The organism is Cupriavidus sp. PET2-C1 (genome assembly GCF_054515855.1).
In genome coordinates this window covers 2,834,242-2,850,523 of the sequence record NZ_CM137259.1, presented here as the reverse complement: position 1 = coordinate 2,850,523, position 16,282 = coordinate 2,834,242, and the positions used below count along the sequence as shown (strand labels likewise).

Annotated in this window: 15 protein-coding genes and 1 tRNA gene; 8 read left to right on the top strand and 8 right to left on the bottom strand. The window is 64.8% G+C overall.

Annotated features, from left to right (window positions below; translation table 11 throughout):
* Nucleotides 1-22 precede the first annotated feature (22 nt).
* Nucleotides 23-109, bottom strand: a tRNA-Leu gene (locus tag ACX12D_RS12890).
* A gap of 208 nt (nucleotides 110-317) precedes the next feature.
* Between ACX12D_RS12890 and ACX12D_RS12885 the strand changes: the two genes are divergently transcribed.
* The 3 genes from ACX12D_RS12885 to ACX12D_RS12875 all read left to right on the top strand — a co-directional run bounded on the left by ACX12D_RS12885 (nucleotide 318) and on the right by ACX12D_RS12875 (nucleotide 1,788).
* Complete coding sequence (locus tag ACX12D_RS12885) at nucleotides 318-644, top strand: hypothetical protein (RefSeq protein WP_459371410.1); 327 nt, start codon at nucleotides 318-320, stop codon at nucleotides 642-644.
* Nucleotides 645-926: 282 nt separating this feature from the next.
* Entirely contained in the window at nucleotides 927-1,184 is a 258-nt protein-coding gene (locus ACX12D_RS12880; protein ID WP_459371409.1) for a hypothetical protein, read from the top strand.
* A 196-nt stretch (nucleotides 1,185-1,380) separates the two neighbouring features.
* Nucleotides 1,381-1,788 (top strand): heme-binding protein, encoded by a 408-nt coding sequence (locus tag ACX12D_RS12875; RefSeq protein WP_006158644.1) that lies wholly within the window; start codon nucleotides 1,381-1,383, stop codon nucleotides 1,786-1,788.
* A gap of 246 nt (nucleotides 1,789-2,034) precedes the next feature.
* On the opposite strand, the gene ACX12D_RS12870 is transcribed toward ACX12D_RS12875, so the two are convergent.
* The 4 genes from ACX12D_RS12870 to ACX12D_RS12855 all read right to left on the bottom strand — a co-directional run bounded on the left by ACX12D_RS12870 (nucleotide 2,035) and on the right by ACX12D_RS12855 (nucleotide 4,450).
* A complete protein-coding gene (locus ACX12D_RS12870; protein ID WP_459371408.1) occupies nucleotides 2,035-2,367 on the bottom strand; it encodes a hemin uptake protein HemP in 333 nt (110 codons plus the stop codon).
* Nucleotides 2,368-2,583: 216 nt separating this feature from the next.
* Nucleotides 2,584-2,997 carry an ExbD/TolR family protein gene (locus ACX12D_RS12865; RefSeq protein WP_459371407.1) on the bottom strand — a complete coding sequence of 138 codons (414 nt, stop codon included), beginning with the start codon at nucleotides 2,995-2,997 and terminating at the stop codon, nucleotides 2,584-2,586.
* A gap of 29 nt (nucleotides 2,998-3,026) precedes the next feature.
* Nucleotides 3,027-3,764: a MotA/TolQ/ExbB proton channel family protein gene (locus ACX12D_RS12860; protein ID WP_150983190.1), complete on the bottom strand. Its 738-nt coding sequence runs from the start codon at nucleotides 3,762-3,764 to the stop codon at nucleotides 3,027-3,029.
* Between the two features lie 29 nt (nucleotides 3,765-3,793).
* Nucleotides 3,794-4,450 (bottom strand): energy transducer TonB, encoded by a 657-nt coding sequence (locus tag ACX12D_RS12855; protein WP_441640375.1) that lies wholly within the window; start codon nucleotides 4,448-4,450, stop codon nucleotides 3,794-3,796.
* Between the two features lie 457 nt (nucleotides 4,451-4,907).
* Here ACX12D_RS12855 and ACX12D_RS12850 point away from each other — a divergent pair, with 457 nt between their 5' ends.
* Nucleotides 4,908-7,208 (top strand): AAA family ATPase, encoded by a 2,301-nt coding sequence (locus ACX12D_RS12850; RefSeq protein ID WP_441640376.1) that lies wholly within the window; start codon nucleotides 4,908-4,910, stop codon nucleotides 7,206-7,208.
* A 21-nt stretch (nucleotides 7,209-7,229) separates the two neighbouring features.
* Here ACX12D_RS12850 and murI read toward each other — a convergent pair whose 3' ends face one another.
* Complete coding sequence (murI, locus tag ACX12D_RS12845; protein WP_459371406.1) at nucleotides 7,230-8,042, bottom strand: glutamate racemase; 813 nt, start codon at nucleotides 8,040-8,042, stop codon at nucleotides 7,230-7,232.
* 96 nt (nucleotides 8,043-8,138) lie between these two features.
* On the bottom strand, nucleotides 8,139-9,662 hold the full coding sequence (locus ACX12D_RS12840; protein ID WP_183035092.1) for a fumarate hydratase: 1,524 nt from the start codon (nucleotides 9,660-9,662) through the stop codon (nucleotides 8,139-8,141).
* Nucleotides 9,663-9,948: 286 nt separating this feature from the next.
* Here ACX12D_RS12840 and ACX12D_RS12835 point away from each other — a divergent pair, with 286 nt between their 5' ends.
* The 3 genes from ACX12D_RS12835 to ACX12D_RS12825 all read left to right on the top strand — a co-directional run bounded on the left by ACX12D_RS12835 (nucleotide 9,949) and on the right by ACX12D_RS12825 (nucleotide 12,858).
* On the top strand, nucleotides 9,949-10,761 hold the full coding sequence (locus ACX12D_RS12835) for a hypothetical protein (protein WP_459371405.1): 813 nt from the start codon (nucleotides 9,949-9,951) through the stop codon (nucleotides 10,759-10,761).
* An 82-nt stretch (nucleotides 10,762-10,843) separates the two neighbouring features.
* On the top strand, nucleotides 10,844-11,596 hold the full coding sequence (locus tag ACX12D_RS12830; RefSeq protein WP_459371404.1) for a response regulator: 753 nt from the start codon (nucleotides 10,844-10,846) through the stop codon (nucleotides 11,594-11,596).
* Complete coding sequence (locus ACX12D_RS12825; protein ID WP_459371403.1) at nucleotides 11,593-12,858, top strand: sensor histidine kinase; 1,266 nt, start codon at nucleotides 11,593-11,595, stop codon at nucleotides 12,856-12,858. The genes ACX12D_RS12830 and ACX12D_RS12825 overlap by 4 nt, the downstream gene beginning before the upstream one ends.
* An 81-nt stretch (nucleotides 12,859-12,939) precedes the next feature.
* Here ACX12D_RS12825 and ACX12D_RS12820 read toward each other — a convergent pair whose 3' ends face one another.
* On the bottom strand, nucleotides 12,940-13,875 hold the full coding sequence (locus ACX12D_RS12820) for a DMT family transporter (RefSeq protein WP_459371402.1): 936 nt from the start codon (nucleotides 13,873-13,875) through the stop codon (nucleotides 12,940-12,942).
* Nucleotides 13,876-14,272: 397 nt separating this feature from the next.
* Here ACX12D_RS12820 and acs point away from each other — a divergent pair, with 397 nt between their 5' ends.
* On the top strand, nucleotides 14,273-16,255 hold the full coding sequence (acs, locus tag ACX12D_RS12815) for an acetate--CoA ligase (RefSeq protein WP_441640379.1): 1,983 nt from the start codon (nucleotides 14,273-14,275) through the stop codon (nucleotides 16,253-16,255).
* Nucleotides 16,256-16,282: the final 27 nt, after the last annotated feature.

Below are 16,282 nucleotides of genomic sequence, written 5' to 3'. Positions count from 1 at the left end.
TGCCGGGGAGGGGGGTGGATGCTGGTGCGGCCGACGGGGGTCGAACCCGTAAGCCCGTAAAGGCGGCAGATTTTAAGTCTGCTGAGTCTACCAATTTCTCCACGGCCGCACGGCAAGCCCGATATTGTGGTCGGTTGGGCGCGGTGATGCAAGCTCCGCGCGGGATTTGCACCGTGGGCAGTCAGGTGGGTGGAGGCCGCGTGTATATGTGTCGTTTGTTACTCCTGGTAACAATGTAACGTTCTCGGTTTCACCTGCATTTTTTCAGGAACCTACAATACTCTTATCGAATAACGCATTTGCAAGAGGCAAGGATCATGAAACGTTGGTGGCTCGCAGGACTCGCTTTGCTTGGGGCGCTGGCATCCGGTGCGGCAATGGCCCATGTGAGCGTTGGTGTGGCGATTGGGGTGCCTGGCGTTGTGGTCGGCGGCCCGGCGTACTATCCGCCGCCCGTGGTCATGGCACCTGCCCCTGTCTACTACGGACCGCCGCCGGTCATCGTGCAGCCGGCTCCGGTCTACTACGGTTACGGTCCGGGGCCGGGCTATTACGGCCCGCGCTACTACGGCCGTGGCTACTACGGTCGCGGCTACTATGGGCGGGGCTACTACGGCCCGGGACATGGCCGCCATTGGCGATAAGCATGAACGACCTGCCTCGCGCAGGTTGGTAAAAGGGGCCCTGCGGGGCCCTTTCGTTTTTCAGGCGCAGCCTTGGGAGGCAAACTGTAGGCGGCAATCCGGACATGGTTCCATTGTTAGCGGTAGGGTCAAAAAATTTGAAGAGACAGGTCAAACCGTCTCTCATATTCTTATTAGGGTTTCCACCTATACTGCTGCTGTGACGCCGTGATGACAAGATTCCGCAATGTTTCATCATCCGGCGCCCCTCCAGCACGACCTAATTCCCAAGAGGATCCGCCCATGAAGATCAAAAACAGCCTGGTGGCGATCGCAGCCCTGACCGCCCTCTCCGCACTCTCCGCCTCCGCCTTTGCAGCCGGTATTGCCAAGGCAGACCCTTACACCGATGGCGCCAAGATCGGCAAGGTTGATCCCTACACCGATGGTGCCAAGATCGGCAAGGTTGACCCGTACACCGACGGCGCACGCAAGGTGGATCCGTACACCGACGGCGCCAAGGTTGGCGATCGCCGCGACCAGTTCAGCGACGGAGCCTGAGTTTGCCGGACACTAGCCTGCAGCCCTGAGGGCTTCGGCGGTCCGCATCCGGCAACGCCGTGAATCATCGAAAGACCCGCCACGAGCGGGTCTTTTGCTTTTTGCGGGCAGGTGCCAGGACGGTGGCGGCATGGTCATGCCAAGGGCCGTGGCGCTATACTTCCGGCTCACTGAAATGATCTTCGAGGAGAGTGGTATGCAGCAAAAAACCGTGCTGACGGCAGATGATGTGAAGAAGGTACTGGCCGCAGCCGAGCTGGAAGCCAAGAATCACCAATGGGCGGTTTCGATTGCCATCGTGGACGACGGCGGTCACCTGCTGGCATTGCAACGCCTGGACGGCGCTGCACCGATTTCGAGCTACATCGCCACCGAAAAGGCACGCACGTCGTCGCTGGGCCGTCGCGAGTCCAAGGTTTACGAAGACATGATCAACAACGGCCGTCACTCTTTCATGACCGCGCCGGTGCTGCAAGGCATGCTGGAAGGTGGTGTGCCTATCGTGGTCAATGACCAGGTAGTGGGTGCAGTTGGCGTGTCGGGCGTGAAGTCGACCGAAGACGCACAGATCGCCCGTGCGGGCATTGCCGCCCTGGGCGTCTGATACTCGCCAGCAAACAGCGGCGGCCGTGGTGCCGGCAGTGAGCGTGGCTCACTGTCCAGGCACCTCCTGCCGACTGCGGAGCGAATCGCTTGTGCTACATGACGCTGAAGCCTGTCGACGGGCTTTGGCATCGGGCTGCCGGTTCCGGTAGCCCTTCTTGCATCGAAATCCCGTACAGCATTACATGGTTGCCACGATGGTTTCCCACGGCATGGCTTGTGCCGGCGCGTGCGCGCCTGGGCACGGTTACTTCGTCAGGATCAGCTTGCCATAGCGCGTGATGCGTAGCGTGTAGACCTCACCGTTATGCAGGATCGGCAACAGGTTGGCGCCGCGCATCAGCGAATCCAGGGGCACCGCATCCCCTGCGGGCGCCGCGGGGAGGCTGTCGCGCACCAGGGCTTCGAGCCGGGCGGGCAGGGCAGCTACGGCAGACTTCATCGATTCGATCGCCGCGCTGGCTGGGCTTTCGCGCCGCGCCTGCGCAGACTTGTTGGGATTGACTTCGACCCGGCGCAGAGAAAGGCGGCGACGGGTGACTTCATGCGGTTGCGACAGCGGCAGGGTCAGGGTGCTCATGGGCGGGCTCCGGTCCGGTGGTCTGTGGCGGCTACGCGGGACTGCGAGCGGTCACGACCGGGTTCAAGTTGGCTCAATCTTAAATGAGAATTGTTATCATTACAATAGAGATTTTTAATCATGCAGGATGGGCTAGCGCAAACAAAAAGGGCACTCCATGGAGTGCCCTTTTGTCGATGCTGCGCCGCCGGCCCAAAGGGCACGGCGCGAACAACGCTAATGCTTGGGTTCCGTGATGAACCCGATCTTGCCCAAGCCGCCGTGCTGCGCGGCTGCCATGACTTCCGCCACACGCTCATAGCGCACGTCGCGATCGGCCCGCAGATGCAGTTCAGGCTGCGGCTGCTGCTGCGCGGCCTGGGCGATGTTGGCTTCGAGCGTGGGCTCGTCCACCTCAGCCTGGTTCCAGAAGATCTTGCCGCTGGCGTCGATCGCCAGGTTGATGTTCTGCGGCTTGGGATCGTTGGGCGTGTTGGTTGCACGCGGAAGGTCGATCTTGACCGTGTGGTTGATCACGGGAATGGTGATGATGAAGATGATCAGCAGCACCAGCATGACGTCGACCAGCGGCGTCATGTTGATTTCGCTCATTACTTCGTCATCGTCCGAGTCGAGGGTGCCGAATGCCATGATGACTTCCTTGTTGCCTTGCTGCGGCCTTACTGATTCTTGACTGCGAGGCGCACACCGTTGTCATCGGTGGCACGCGCGCTGGCGCTGGTCGGGCGCACACGGGCGCCGGTGACGAAGTAGGCGTGCAGGTCGTGAGCGAAGCGGTTGAGTTTCGAGATCACGCCCTTGTTGCCGCGGGTCAGCGCGTTGTAGCCGAGCACGGCGGGGATCGCAACGGCCAGGCCGAAGGCGGTCATGATCAGCGCCTCGCCCACCGGGCCTGCCACCTTGTCGATGGTCGGCACGCCGGAGGCGCCGATGTTGATCAGCGCGTGATAGATGCCCCATACGGTGCCGAACAGGCCAACGAAAGGCGCGGTGGAGCCGACGGATGCCAGCACGGCCAGGCCCGATTGCATGCGTGCAACGGCCTCGTCGATGGCGCTCTTGAGCGAGCGGGTGATCCAGTCCGAGATGTCCATCACGTCGTGCAGCTGCGGCTGGCTGGCGCGATGGTGCTGCGCGGCTTCCTTGCCGGTCATGGCGAGCGTGCGGAACGGGTTGGCTTCGCTGCTGCCAAGGGTTTCGAGGGCGTGGTCGAAATCGTCGGAGTGCCAGAACTGCTTTTCGGCGCCATGCGCCATCTTCTTGAGCCGGAAGAGGTCCCACGCCTTCGTGAGAATCACGATCCACGAAGCCAGCGACATGATGAGCAGAATGATGGCGGTGGCACGCATGACGAAATCGCCTTGCGTCCAGAGGTGAGAAAGTCCGAGGTCCTGCATGTTGGTTCCTGGTGAGGTCGGTATTGAAATCAGTTGAGTTCGAACCCGATCGGCTGCTGGGCGGTAACCGCCACGGCACGACCGTTGTCCAGATAGGGCTTGCAGCGCATGCGTCGCACCGCGTCCTCGGCGGCCTGGTCCAGCCTGGAGGATCCGCTTGAGGTCACGACCGCGGTCTTGACCACCTTGCCGGTATCGTCTGTAGTCAGACGCACCACGGCCTTGCCGGTTTCACCCATGCGGCGCGATTGCGACGGATAGGTGGGCTGCGGCGGGCTGCACTGGATCTCGCCAATGCCGACCGCGCGTGGCGCTGCCGACACAGGAGCAGCTGGCTCGGGGGCGGGCGCAGGCGGTGCCGGCGGGGCAGGCGGCGCGGGCGGCGCTTCCACGGCATTGGGCGTAGGCGGCAGCGATGCCACCGGCGTCGGCGTGGGGCGCGGTTGCGGCGGTGCAGGCTTGGGTGTGGTGACCTTCACCTGCTTGGGCGGGGTTTCCGGTTTGGGCTTTGGCGTCTCTACGGCGGGTTTTTGGGGTGGCTCAAGCGGGATGATGCGGGCGACGACTTCGGGCGAGATCACGGCCTCCGTGATCTTGCGCCCCAGCCCGCTCTGGATCAGGTAAAGCAGGCCGGCGTGGAACAGCAGGACGGCGAGCGTGATCTTGAAAAAACGTTGATCGAACATGAGAAAACAGCAGATGTCGGCGAATTGGCGCGGCGCCGGCTTTATTAGCGATAGGGCCTATTTGCGATAGAACAGGATCAGCGAGATGCCACAACCGACCAGCAAGCTAAGCAGCAATTCCATGATAAACGCTCCTTCAACAGTGATGCCGGTGGGAGCGCCGCTCTCGAGGCAGCGTGTCAGGTCGCCAGTATAAACGATAATGATTCTTATTTGGTGGCATTTTGTGCAATGCATTGAATCGCTGCCGCGCAGCCGTCTTTATACGCCGATTTGGCGATGGCTTCCCGTGGCTGCGACAAAATGCGCGCTCTCGCACGGCACAGGGTTGCCGGCAATGCCCGATCTGCCACAAAGCGCGCTAGCATAGGAAAAAGACGAACCAACCGAGCCATTCGAGCCATTCGAGCATTTTGCCGCGCTGGCCGCGGCGCCCCCCGTGCGAGAGGACCAGGCCATGGATTTCACCCGTTTCGCCGACGACGACCGCTCGACCCTCCTGCGTGCCGCGACCGGCTCGCCATGCACCTCCGCGCTCGACTGGATGTGCGCCCAGTTCGCCCTGCGGGTCGTGTGCTCGCTGGGGCCCAGATTCAACCTGCGCAGCAATATCAACGACATCCTGACCGTCAGCGCCCAGGAAATGGTGTGGCCGTACGGCGTGGTGTTGCGCGTCCAGCGCTTCCTTGCCGCGCGCTGCGCCGATATGCCGGCCTGGAAAGGCGCCGCCCGCCTCACGCCCGAAGAATTCCTGGAGCGGCACGGGCAATGGAACAGCGCGTTCGACGAGAGCGCGCTGTTCTACTACCTGGATGAGTACGTCAAGCATCACGCCAAGGATATGTTCGCCGTGTTCGATGCGTCGGCGGCGGCGCTGGCAGCGCGGCTGGATGGCGAGCGCGTGTTGCTGGTGCGTAACATCGACATGCTCAGCCATGTGCTGGATTTGCCCGAGCATGAGCGCAAGCTGTTGCTGTACGCGGCGCTCGCAAAGTACAAGCGGGACCTGCGCGCGGTGATGGTGGACTGCAAGGTGGCGCACAGCCAGGAAGCCTTCCAGATCCTCGCCGGCTTGACCGGCGCAAGTCCGGCCGCGGTGGCGATCTCGCTGCGGCCCGGCTCGCGCCTGGAGACCCTCAACCTGATCGAGCAGCCGCTGCCCGAGAACAGCGTGACCGATCTGGGCGACCTGATGCGCCTGTCGGATCGGCTGCTGCATGTTCTGCTTGGCAACTACGCGAACGAAGCCGAGATGATGGCGGTGTTCACGCGCCCGGCGGCAGCCCCCACGCTTGGCACCGGCGACTATCCGCACGTGGAGACCGATGCGCGCTACCTGTCGGCGTTGCTGGCCAACGCCACGCAGCAGCATGCCTGCGGCGTCAACGTGTTGATCTACGGCCCACCCGGCACCGGCAAGACCGAGTTCGCGCGGCTGCTGGCGCGCGAGGCTGGCTGCGAGCTGTACGAAGTGGACTGCCTGGACCGCGACGGCAACAGCTTGTCAGGCAAGGATCGCTATCGCTCGCTGCAGGTGTCGCAGGCGTTCCTGCGTGGCCGCCCGCGCACGGCTCTGCTATTCGATGAAGTCGAGGATGTGTTCCCGGGCAGCGCGCGCGAACTCACCAGCCTGTTCGGCCAGGAGGACCCGCGCGGCTCGGTGAACGGCAAGGCCTGGGTCAACCAGACGCTGGAGCAGAACCCGGTCCCGGTGATCTGGATTTCCAACTCGATTCGCCAGATCGATCCGGCCTACCTGCGCCGTTTCCAGTTTCACCTGGAGCTGAAGATCCCGCCCCCGCTGGTGCGCGAGAACATCATTCGCAAGCACCTGGGCACGCTGGACGTGAGCGACGCCTTTATCGCGTCGCTGGCCGCCCGCAAGACCCTGACGCCGGCGCAGGTGCAATCGGCCGCGCGCTTCGTGCAACTGGCGGGCTCGGGCGTGGCCGAGCCGGTGGAGGCGCTGATCTTGCGGCAGCTTGACCATGCCGACCGCGCCATGGGGTTGCGCCCGGAAGTGGAGGGGCGCCCGGTGGTGACGCACTACCGCCTGGATTACCTGAACCTGGAGACACGCTATGAGGTCGGCAAGATCGTGCAGGCGCTCAAGGCACGGCAGCGCGGCACCTTGTGTTTCTATGGCCCCCCCGGCACCGGCAAGACCGCGCTGGCCGAGCACATCGCCGCCGCGCTCGAGCAACCGCTGATGATCCGGCGCGCCTCCGACCTGATGAGCAAGTACGTGGGGGAAACCGAGCAGCAGATCGCGGCGATGTTCGCGCGCGCGGAGGAAGACGGCGCCATCCTGCTGCTCGACGAAGCCGACAGCTTCATGCAAAGCCGGCAGAATGCCGTGCGCAATTACGAGGTGTCCGAGGTCAACGAGATGCTTCAGGGCATGGAGCGCTTCAACGGCATCTTCGTTTGCACCACCAACCTGTTCGAGCGGATCGACGAGGCGGCGCTGCGCCGCTTTTCGTTCAAGATCCGTTTCCTGCCGCTCAAGCCCGAGCAACGCACGGCGATGTTCGTCGAGGAAGCGCTGGATGCCGATCCGCAGCGCATGGATGCAACCATGCGCGAGGAACTGGCGAAGATGGATTGCCTGACGCCGGGCGACTTCGCCACGGTCAAGCGTCAGTGCGTGCTGCTTGGCGAGACGCTGACGCCGGACGAGTTCCTGGCGCAGTTGCGCCAGGAGCATGCCGTCAAGCCGGATGTGCGGCAGCGCCGGCCGCTGGGGTTCCTGCAATGACCTGAAGCGGGAGCCGATGCCTCATTCGAATGCCGGCGCGGGCTCGATCACGAGGGTTTCCGCGGGCGCATCCACATGCAGCAGCGCCGCGGCCATGGCGCGCAGATGGGCGGCGTCCTTGGTCGAGGTGTAGCGGTCGTTGGGCACCGCGTCCGCGTTTGCAGCCATGTCGTGCTCGGCCAGCTTGCGCCGAAGTTGCCGCGCGATCGCGTCACCGGTATCGACCAGCGTCAAACGGTCGCCCACCAGCTCACGCACGGTGTCCGACAGGAAGGGGTAGTGGGTGCAGCCAAGCACCAGCGTATCGGCGCCGGCCTCGAGCATGGGCGACAGGTAGGCGGTGAGTTTCTCGCGTACGGCCGGGCCATTCACATCGCCTTGCTCGATCAGCGGCACCAGCCCGACGCCAGCCTCGCAGAGGAAGCGGCTCTCGCCTTCCAGGGAGGCAAGCAGGCGGCCGAACTTTGTGCTCTTCAATGTGTTACCCGTGGCCAGCACGCCAACCACTTTGCTGCGGCTGGCGGCGGCGGCGGGTTTCAGGCCGGGCTCGACGCCGATGATCGGCAACGCCAGCTTTTCGCGCAGCGTCTGCACCGCATGCATGGTCGCCGTGTTGCAGGCGATCACCAGGGCCTTGCAGCCCTGGGCCACCAGCCATTCGCAAACCTGCAGCGTGCGCGCCTCGACAAAATGCTCGGGCTTCTCGCCATAGGGCGCGTACTTCGAGTCGGCCACGTAGATCAGCGATTCCTGCGGGAGCAGGGCACGGATTTCGCGCAATACGGACAGGCCGCCGAGGCCGGAATCAAAGATGCCGATGGGTGCGTTGTTCACAGGAGGGATCGAGGCAATCAAGAGGTTAGGTAGCAAAAAGCCGGGTCGGATGACCCGGCTCTTGCAGACAGCGTCGCTGTCACGGCGTGGCTCGCGTTACAGCGCAGCGACCGGGATCTTGCCGATCTTGGCTTGCCATTCGGCGGGGCCGGTCTTGTGCACCGAGGTGCCTTCGCTGTCCACGGCGACCGTCACGGGCATGTCCTTGACGTCGAACTCGTAGATGGCTTCCATGCCCAGGTCTTCGAAGCCGACCACCTTGGCGTGCCGGATAGCCTTGGCCACCAGGTAGGCTGCGCCGCCGACTGCCATCAGGTAGGCCGACTTGTGCTTCTTGATGGCCTCGATCGCCACCGGGCCGCGCTCGGCCTTGCCGATCATCGAGATCAGGCCGGTTTCGGCCAGCATCATCTCGGTGAACTTGTCCATGCGGGTAGCGGTGGTGGGACCTGCCGGGCCGACGGCTTCGTCGCGCACCGGATCGACCGGGCCCACGTAGTAGATCACGCGGTTGGTGAAGTCCACCGGCAGCTTCTCGCCCTTGGCCAGCATGTCGGCGATGCGCTTGTGCGCGGCGTCGCGGCCGGTCAGCATCTTGCCGTTGAGCAGCAGGGTCTGGCCCGGCTTCCACGAGGCGACTTCTGCCGGCGTCAGCGTGTTCAGGTCGACGCGCTTGGAGGTCTCGGTGTTCGGTGCCCACTCGACCTTCGGCCAGGCCGACAGGTCGGGCGCTTCGAGCTTGGCCGGGCCGCTGCCGTCCAGCGTGAAGTGCACATGGCGGGTGGCCGCGCAGTTCGGGATCATCGCGACCGGCTTGGAAGCCGCGTGGGTGGGGTAGCCCATGATCTTGACGTCCAGCACGGTGGCCAGGCCGCCCAGGCCTTGCGCGCCGATGCCCAGCGCGTTGACCTTCTCGTACAGCTCGACGCGCATTTCCTCGATCCAGTCCTGCGGGCCGCGAGCGATCACGTCCTGGATGTCGATCGGGTCCATCAGCGATTCCTTGGCCATGACCATGGCCTTCTCCGCGGTGCCGCCGATGCCGATGCCCAGCATGCCCGGCGGGCACCAGCCAGCGCCCATGGTCGGCACGGTCTTGAGCACCCAGTCGACGATGGAGTCGGACGGGTTGAGCATGACGAACTTCGACTTGTTCTCCGAGCCGCCGCCCTTGGCCGCCACCTGGATGTCCACGGTATTGCCCGGCACCACTTCGTAGTGGATCACGGCAGGGGTGTTGTCCTTGGTGTTCTTGCGGCCGCCTTCGGGCGGGCTCACGATGGATGCGCGCAGCACGTTGTCCGGGTTGGTGTAGCCGCGGCGCACGCCTTCGTTGATCATGTCCGACAGGCCCATGGTGGCGCCATCCCAGCGCACATCCATGCCGACCTTGACGAAGATCGTCACGATGCCGGTGTCCTGGCAGATCGGGCGCTTGCCTTCAGCGCACATGCGGCTGTTGGTCAGGATCTGCGCGATCGCATCCTTGGCCGCGGGACTCTGCTCCAGCTCATAGGCACGGCCCAGGCTGGTGATGTAGTCCATCGGGTGGTAATAGCTGATGTATTGCAGGGAGTCGGCGACGCTCTGGATGAGGTCTTCTTGTTTGATGACAGTCATTTTTGTGGGGAGGACAGTCGAGGGGAAATTCAGCCCGAAATCATACACCTAGCGAGGGGGGAGGTGCCGGACTGCATGCGGCTGTCGACAGGAGCGCAGGTGCGCTTCGCTGCGCACGGCTGGCCGATGCGCGCCGCCTGCCGCGGAGTTCTTCCCCGGCCTGCCACGCTTGCCTTACAGGGCCTTACGGGCAGGCGAAATGGCCCCGATTCCGTTTTCTCCTTGGAGAATGTTCCCGGTGGGCCGGCGGTTATCTTGGCATCTCCTCAATAACGGAGATGTGACCATGACCTTGAGCGCAATTGGCAGCAACACGGCGCTGTCCAGCCTTTTCCAGACGCAGTCCGCCAGCAAAAGCTGCGGTAGCCAGGATGCGTCCAGTGGCAGCGACACCAGCAATTCGGTCAGCAACCCGGCCGATGCGCTGATGCAGGCACTTCAGCAAACGCTGGCGCAGTTGGGCATCACGACCTCGTCGTCCAGCACGGACAGCTCGACGACCGCGGCGTCCGCCTCTTCTGCCACATCCGCCACTTCCGCCAGCACCGCTGCGGACGCCGCCGCCAGCAACACCACCACCGCGTCCAGCGCAACGGACAGCGCGGATGCATCGGGCAACGCGGTGCAGGCGTTCGTCGGCGCGCTGTTCCAGGCACTTGCCGCCCAGGCTGCCGGCACCACCGCGAGCCAGGGCACGAGCGCTGCTACCTCCGCTACCACCGCCGCCGGCGCGACCGATAGCACCGTAGCGAGCGCGACCGGCACCGACGCGACGCAGGCGACCCAATCGCCGGCTGCCGCAACCGGCCATCACCACCATCACCATCACTACCAAAGCGTCAGCGCGGATCTGTCCAGCCTGGCGCAGGAAGCTGGCGCCAGCAGCACTTCATCGAGCGGCACCAGCTCGGACAGCGCCAGCAACCCGGCCTCAGCAACGCTCGCGACCCTTGAGACGGATTTTTCCGCACTTCAACAATCCGGTAGCTCGGGATCGACGGTATCCTTGCAGTCGTTCCTGCAGACGCTCTCGGCTAACCTGAGCAGCGGCAAGGGTACGATGAGCACCGTTGGTAACTTCGTCACCACGCAGGCATAAAGAACCACCCGCAAAGGCGTGCTGCTATTCCCGGCACGCCCTGCGCACGCTGCCCCGGCAGCGTGCGTGCGCCTTCACATTCATGACTCCTCACGTGCTTCTCGTCGACGACGACCCCGTCGCCTGTGACCTGCTGTCACGCATCCTGCTATCCAGCGGCATGACGGTGTCGGTGCTGCATGACGGCTACGATTTGTCGCGCCGCCTCACGCAAGAGAGGCCATCGGTGGTGTTGCTCGACATCATGATGCCGCGCAAGGATGGGCTGAGCGCGTTGCAGGAAGTGCGCGCTGCCGGTGACGATGTGCCCATGATTTTCCTGTCGGCGCGCGGCGAGGCCGCCGACCGCGCCGCGGGCCTGGAGCTTGGCGCCGACGATTACCTGCCCAAGCCATTTTGCTCGCGCGAATTGCTGGCGCGGATCCACGCGGTGCTGCGCCGCCGCCCGCAGGCCCCGGGGAGCGCGCCGGAGCACCGCCTCTCTTACAGCTTTGGCCCGTTCGACGTCGATTTTTCCGCCCGCATCCTGACGCGCGACGGCGAGCGCCTGCCGTTGCGCGATACCGAATTCGCCATGCTCAAGGTCTTCACCGGCCACCCGATGAAGGTGCTTTCGCGCGCGCGGCTGCACGACCGTCTCTATGGCTCTGACATGCATTTCCGCGACCGCAGCCTGGATGTGCCGGTCTGGCGCTTGCGCCGCGTGATCGAGGAGGATCCATCCGAGCCCCGCTACATCCAGACCGTGCGGGGCCGCGGCTACGTCTTTGTCCCCGGGCTCGACGCGTTCTGCGCCGACGAAGCCGACGACCTTGACGAAGCGCCGGACGCATGAGGAATCCGTTCAATACGCTGTTTGGGCGCATGGCGGTGCTATCCGTCTCCGTGCTCGTCATTGTCCATCTGGGCTGGACCGCGCTGATGTTTCACCTGCGCCCGCATGGCCAGGCGGACGGCATGGCACGGGGCATCGTGCTGGCGCTGGGCACGCTCGACGGGAGGCCGGGCGCGGGCGCGGAGCGCAAGCCGGCCGCCGCCATCCGGCTTGCCGCCCTTGGCACCGAGCCCGCTGCCGGCCCGTTGCCAGAGCATGGACCCTTGCGCCATCTGCTGCGTGACCTTCGGCAAGGACTTCCAGCGGGGTCGGAGCTGCGTGTGGACCAGGCGTGGCCGCCGCATCTCTGGGCGCGCCTTCCCGGGCAGTCCCGCTGGGCGGTCATGGCATTGGACATGCGGCCGCCGCCATTGCCGCCGTTCGTCTTTGAAACCACTGGCATGCTGGTCGCGGCGATCCTGCTGTCCCTGTTCGTGGCATGGCAGATGCAGCGCCCGATCGCCCGCGTGGCCGGTGCCGCTCGCGAGCTTGGCAATGGCGGGAGCGCGGCGCTGATTCCGGTCACGGGCCCGTCCGAGTTGCGCTATCTGGCCGAGTCCTTCAACGACATGATGCGCAGGCAGGCGGAGAGCCGCGAGAACCAGGCGGTCATGCTCGCCGGCGTGGCGCACGACCTGAAGTCGCCGCTGACCCGGCTGCGCCTGCGCGCCGACGTGCTCGCGGACACCGCAGAGCGCGGTGGCTTTGTGCAGGACATCGACTCGATCACGCATATCGTCAACCAGTTCCTGGAGTACGCGAACGAGACTCCCGATCCCGGCCCGGCCATCGAAGTCGATGCTTTCCTGCGCCAGCAGTTTTCCGGCGCGTTGTTTCAGTTGCGCCTGGACGCCGGGCCGCGGTTCGTGTTGCCGCGCACGCTGGTGGACCGGATGGTCACCAACCTGGTGGACAACGCGCTGGAGTATGGCATGCCGCCGATCCAGATCGAGACCCGGCTGGACGGCGCGCACTGGCATATCGTGATACGCGACCATGGCGAGGGCATGCCGGATGCGCAGGTCGAGGTGGCGATGCGTCCATTCGTGCGGCTAGACACCTCGCGCGGCGGCGACGGCCATTGTGGCCTTGGGCTGGCGATCGTCAGCCGCCTGGTGGAACGCATGGGGGGCAAATGCCTCGCTCGCAATGCGCCCGGGGGCGGTTTCCAGGTCTGCCTCGTGCTGCCCGCGCCGCAACCACCAGCGCATCCGGTGGCATGAAGCGCCGGCTTCCGGCGAAAAAAACCGCAGCCTTGGCCGCGGTTTCGTGATGCCGGCATTGGGCCGAAGCCCCTCAATGGGCTAGCCCTTGCCTGTCCTGCTGGCGCGCCACGCGCGGCGGGCCAGCGGCCCGGGCCAGCTCGCCAGCGCGATGCCGGCCAGCACGCAGGCGAGTGCCACGCCGTGCGGCCAGCCCGGCGTCTCCCCCAGGAACACAATGCCGTAGGTGGCGGCCGCGATCGGCAGCACCGCAGTGAACACGCCCGCCATCTGTGCCGGCACATGGCGCACGCCTTTCATCCACAGCCAGAACGAGAAGATGCTGGCCGACAGCGCATACCAGAGCACCATCCACCATATGCTCGCCGGAACCGATGCCATGTCGAATTGCAGCAGCGGCATCAGGCCCAGTGGCAGCATCAGCAGCCCGCCGATCAAGTGCGTATAGGCGCAGATCTCGATGGCCGCCAGGGTTTGCGCCAGGCGCCGCGAGAGGATCACGTAGATTGATTCGCAGATCACCGCGCCCATGATCATCAGGTTGCCGAGCAGCGCATGCTCGCCGCCGATGCTGGCAGCGCTGCCGCCGCCATGGTCCGTGCCACGTGCCACGTTCAGCACCGCGATGCCCGCCACCGCCAGCAAGACCGAGAATACCGTGCGCCGCGATAGCCGTTCGCGCAGGATCAGCCACGAGAGCAGGGCCACGGTCGCCGGGATGGTGCTGGTGATCACGCCCGCGGCCATGGCGCTGGTCAGCCGCACGCCGCCCAGCATCAGCAGCGTGAACAGGAACGTGCCGAAAAAGGCTTGCAGGAAGAGGTTGAACCATTCGCCGCGCGAGACGGCGCGCATGCGCGCGGGCCGGTACCAGGGCGCCAGGCACACAATGGCGATGGCGAAGCGCAGCAGCGCGAACAGCAGGATGGGTACGTAGGCGACGATGGCCTTGCCCAGCCCGACATTGCTGCCGACGAGGGCCATTGAGGCAATCAGGAAGAGGGCGTGGATGGGCACGGGGTCTGGGTGGCGGCGCTGTTTGGTCGGGATCCGGCCGGCTTCTGGCGTGGTTTTGGCACGGTACTGGCCGCGGTTTGGCGACGATTTGGCGACGACCTGGCGAGTGATGGCCGGTGGCTCGCGGTGGCGCATTGCGCTGAGCACTTCTGCCAGCGAAGGACCGCAATGCCGCAGCGCCGCGTTCGGGATAGGGCTCGCGGCATTATAGCTGTGCTAGCCTAATGGAGAAGTCTGCACATCCATCCCCGTGCCAGGCCGTTATCCATGGTGCACTGCAGCAGCCGGCGCACGGTGCCGGCATGCGCGCGGGTTGGGTTTGGCAGCGTCAGGTTTAAGTAAGCCGTCGAGCGTAAGTTCGCAGCCAGGCAGCCACGCTATATCAGGAGACAAACAAATGTCCGCCATCGAGTCCGTGATGCAGGAGCATCGCATTTTCAATCCCCCGGAGTCGTTCGCCAAGCAAGCTGCGATCCCCAGCATGGAGGCTTACCAGGCTTTGTGCGACGAGGCCGAGCGCGACTACGAGGGTTTTTGGGCGCGCCACGCCCGCGAGCAACTGCATTGGACCAAGCCCTTCACCAAGGTGCTGGACGAGAGCAATGCGCCGTTTTACAAGTGGTTCGAGGACGGCGAGCTCAATGCCTCCTTTAACTGCCTGGACCGCAACCTGGACAACGGCAATGCCGAGAAGGTGGCCATTGTCTTCGAGGCCGACGACGGCACTGTTACCAAGGTCACCTATCGCCAGCTGCATGCCCAGGTGTGCCAGTTCGCCAACGGCCTCAAGGCGTTGGGCATCAGGAAGGGCGACCGCGTCGTCATCTACATGCCCATGTCCGTCGAGGGCGTCGTAGCCATGCAAGCCTGCGCGCGCCTTGGCGCCACGCACTCGGTGGTGTTCGGCGGCTTCTCCGCCAAGTCGCTGCAAGAGCGGCTGGTCGACGTGGGCGCGGTGGCGCTGATCACCGCCGACGAGCAGATGCGCGGCGGCAAGGCGCTGCCACTCAAGGCCATCGCCGATGAAGCGCTGGCGCTGGGCGGCTGCGAAGCCGTGAAGAGCGTGATCGTGTACCGCCGCACGGGCGGCAAGGTCAACTGGGCCGAAGGCCGCGACCGCTGGATGGACGATGTCGCCGCCGGCCAGCCGCTGACCTGCGAAGCCGAGCCCGTCAGCGCCGAGCATCCGCTGTTCGTGCTCTACACCTCGGGCTCAACCGGCAAGCCCAAGGGCGTGCAGCACAGCACCGGCGGCTACCTGCTGTGGGCGCTGATGACGATGAAGTGGAGCTTCGACATCAAGCCCGACGACATGTTCTGGTGTACCGCCGATATCGGCTGGGTCACCGGGCACACCTATATCGCCTACGGCCCGCTGGCCGCCGGCGCCACGCAGGTGGTGTTCGAAGGGGTGCCCACCTATCCCAACGCCGGCCGCTTCTGGGACATGATCGCGCGCCACAAGGTCAGCATCTTCTACACCGCGCCGACCGCGATCCGCTCGCTGATCAAGGCGGCCGAGGCCGACGAGAAGATCCATCCCAAGCAATACGACCTGTCCAGCCTGCGCCTGCTGGGCACGGTGGGCGAGCCCATCAACCCCGAAGCGTGGATGTGGTACCACCGCAATATCGGCGGCGAGCGCTGCCCGGTGGTCGACACCTTCTGGCAGACCGAGACCGGCGGCCACATGATCACGCCGCTGCCGGGCGCCACGCCGCTGGTGCCGGGCTCGTGCACCTTGCCGCTGCCGGGCATCATCGCGGCCATCGTCGATGAGACAGGGCAGGACGTGCCGAATGGCAGCGGTGGCATCCTGGTGGTCAAGCGGCCCTGGCCTTCGATGATCCGCACCATCTGGGGCGACCCGGAGCGCTTCAAGAAGAGCTACTTCCCGGAAGAGCTCGGCGGCAAGCTGTACCTTGCCGGCGACGGTTCGATCCGTGACAAGGAGACCGGCTACTTCACCATCATGGGCCGTATCGATGACGTGCTCAACGTCTCGGGCCACCGCATGGGCACGATGGAAATCGAGTCCGCGCTGGTCTCCAACCCAATGGTGGCGGAAGCGGCCGTGGTGGGCCGCCCTGACGACATGACCGGCGAGGCCATCTGTGCCTTCGTGGTGCTCAAGCGCTCCCGCCCGAACGAGGAAGAGGCCAAGCAGATCGCCGCCGAGTTGCGCAACTGGGTGGGCAAGGAGATCGGCCCGATCGCCAAGCCCAAGGACATTCGCTTCGGCGACAACCTGCCCAAGACGCGTTCCGGCAAGATCATGCGGCGCCTGTTGCGCTCGCTGGCCAAGAACGAAGAGATCACGCAGGACACATCCACCCTGGAAAACCCCGCCATCCTGGAGCAGTTGAAGCAGGCACAATGACGCGATAACGCGATAACGCGATAACGC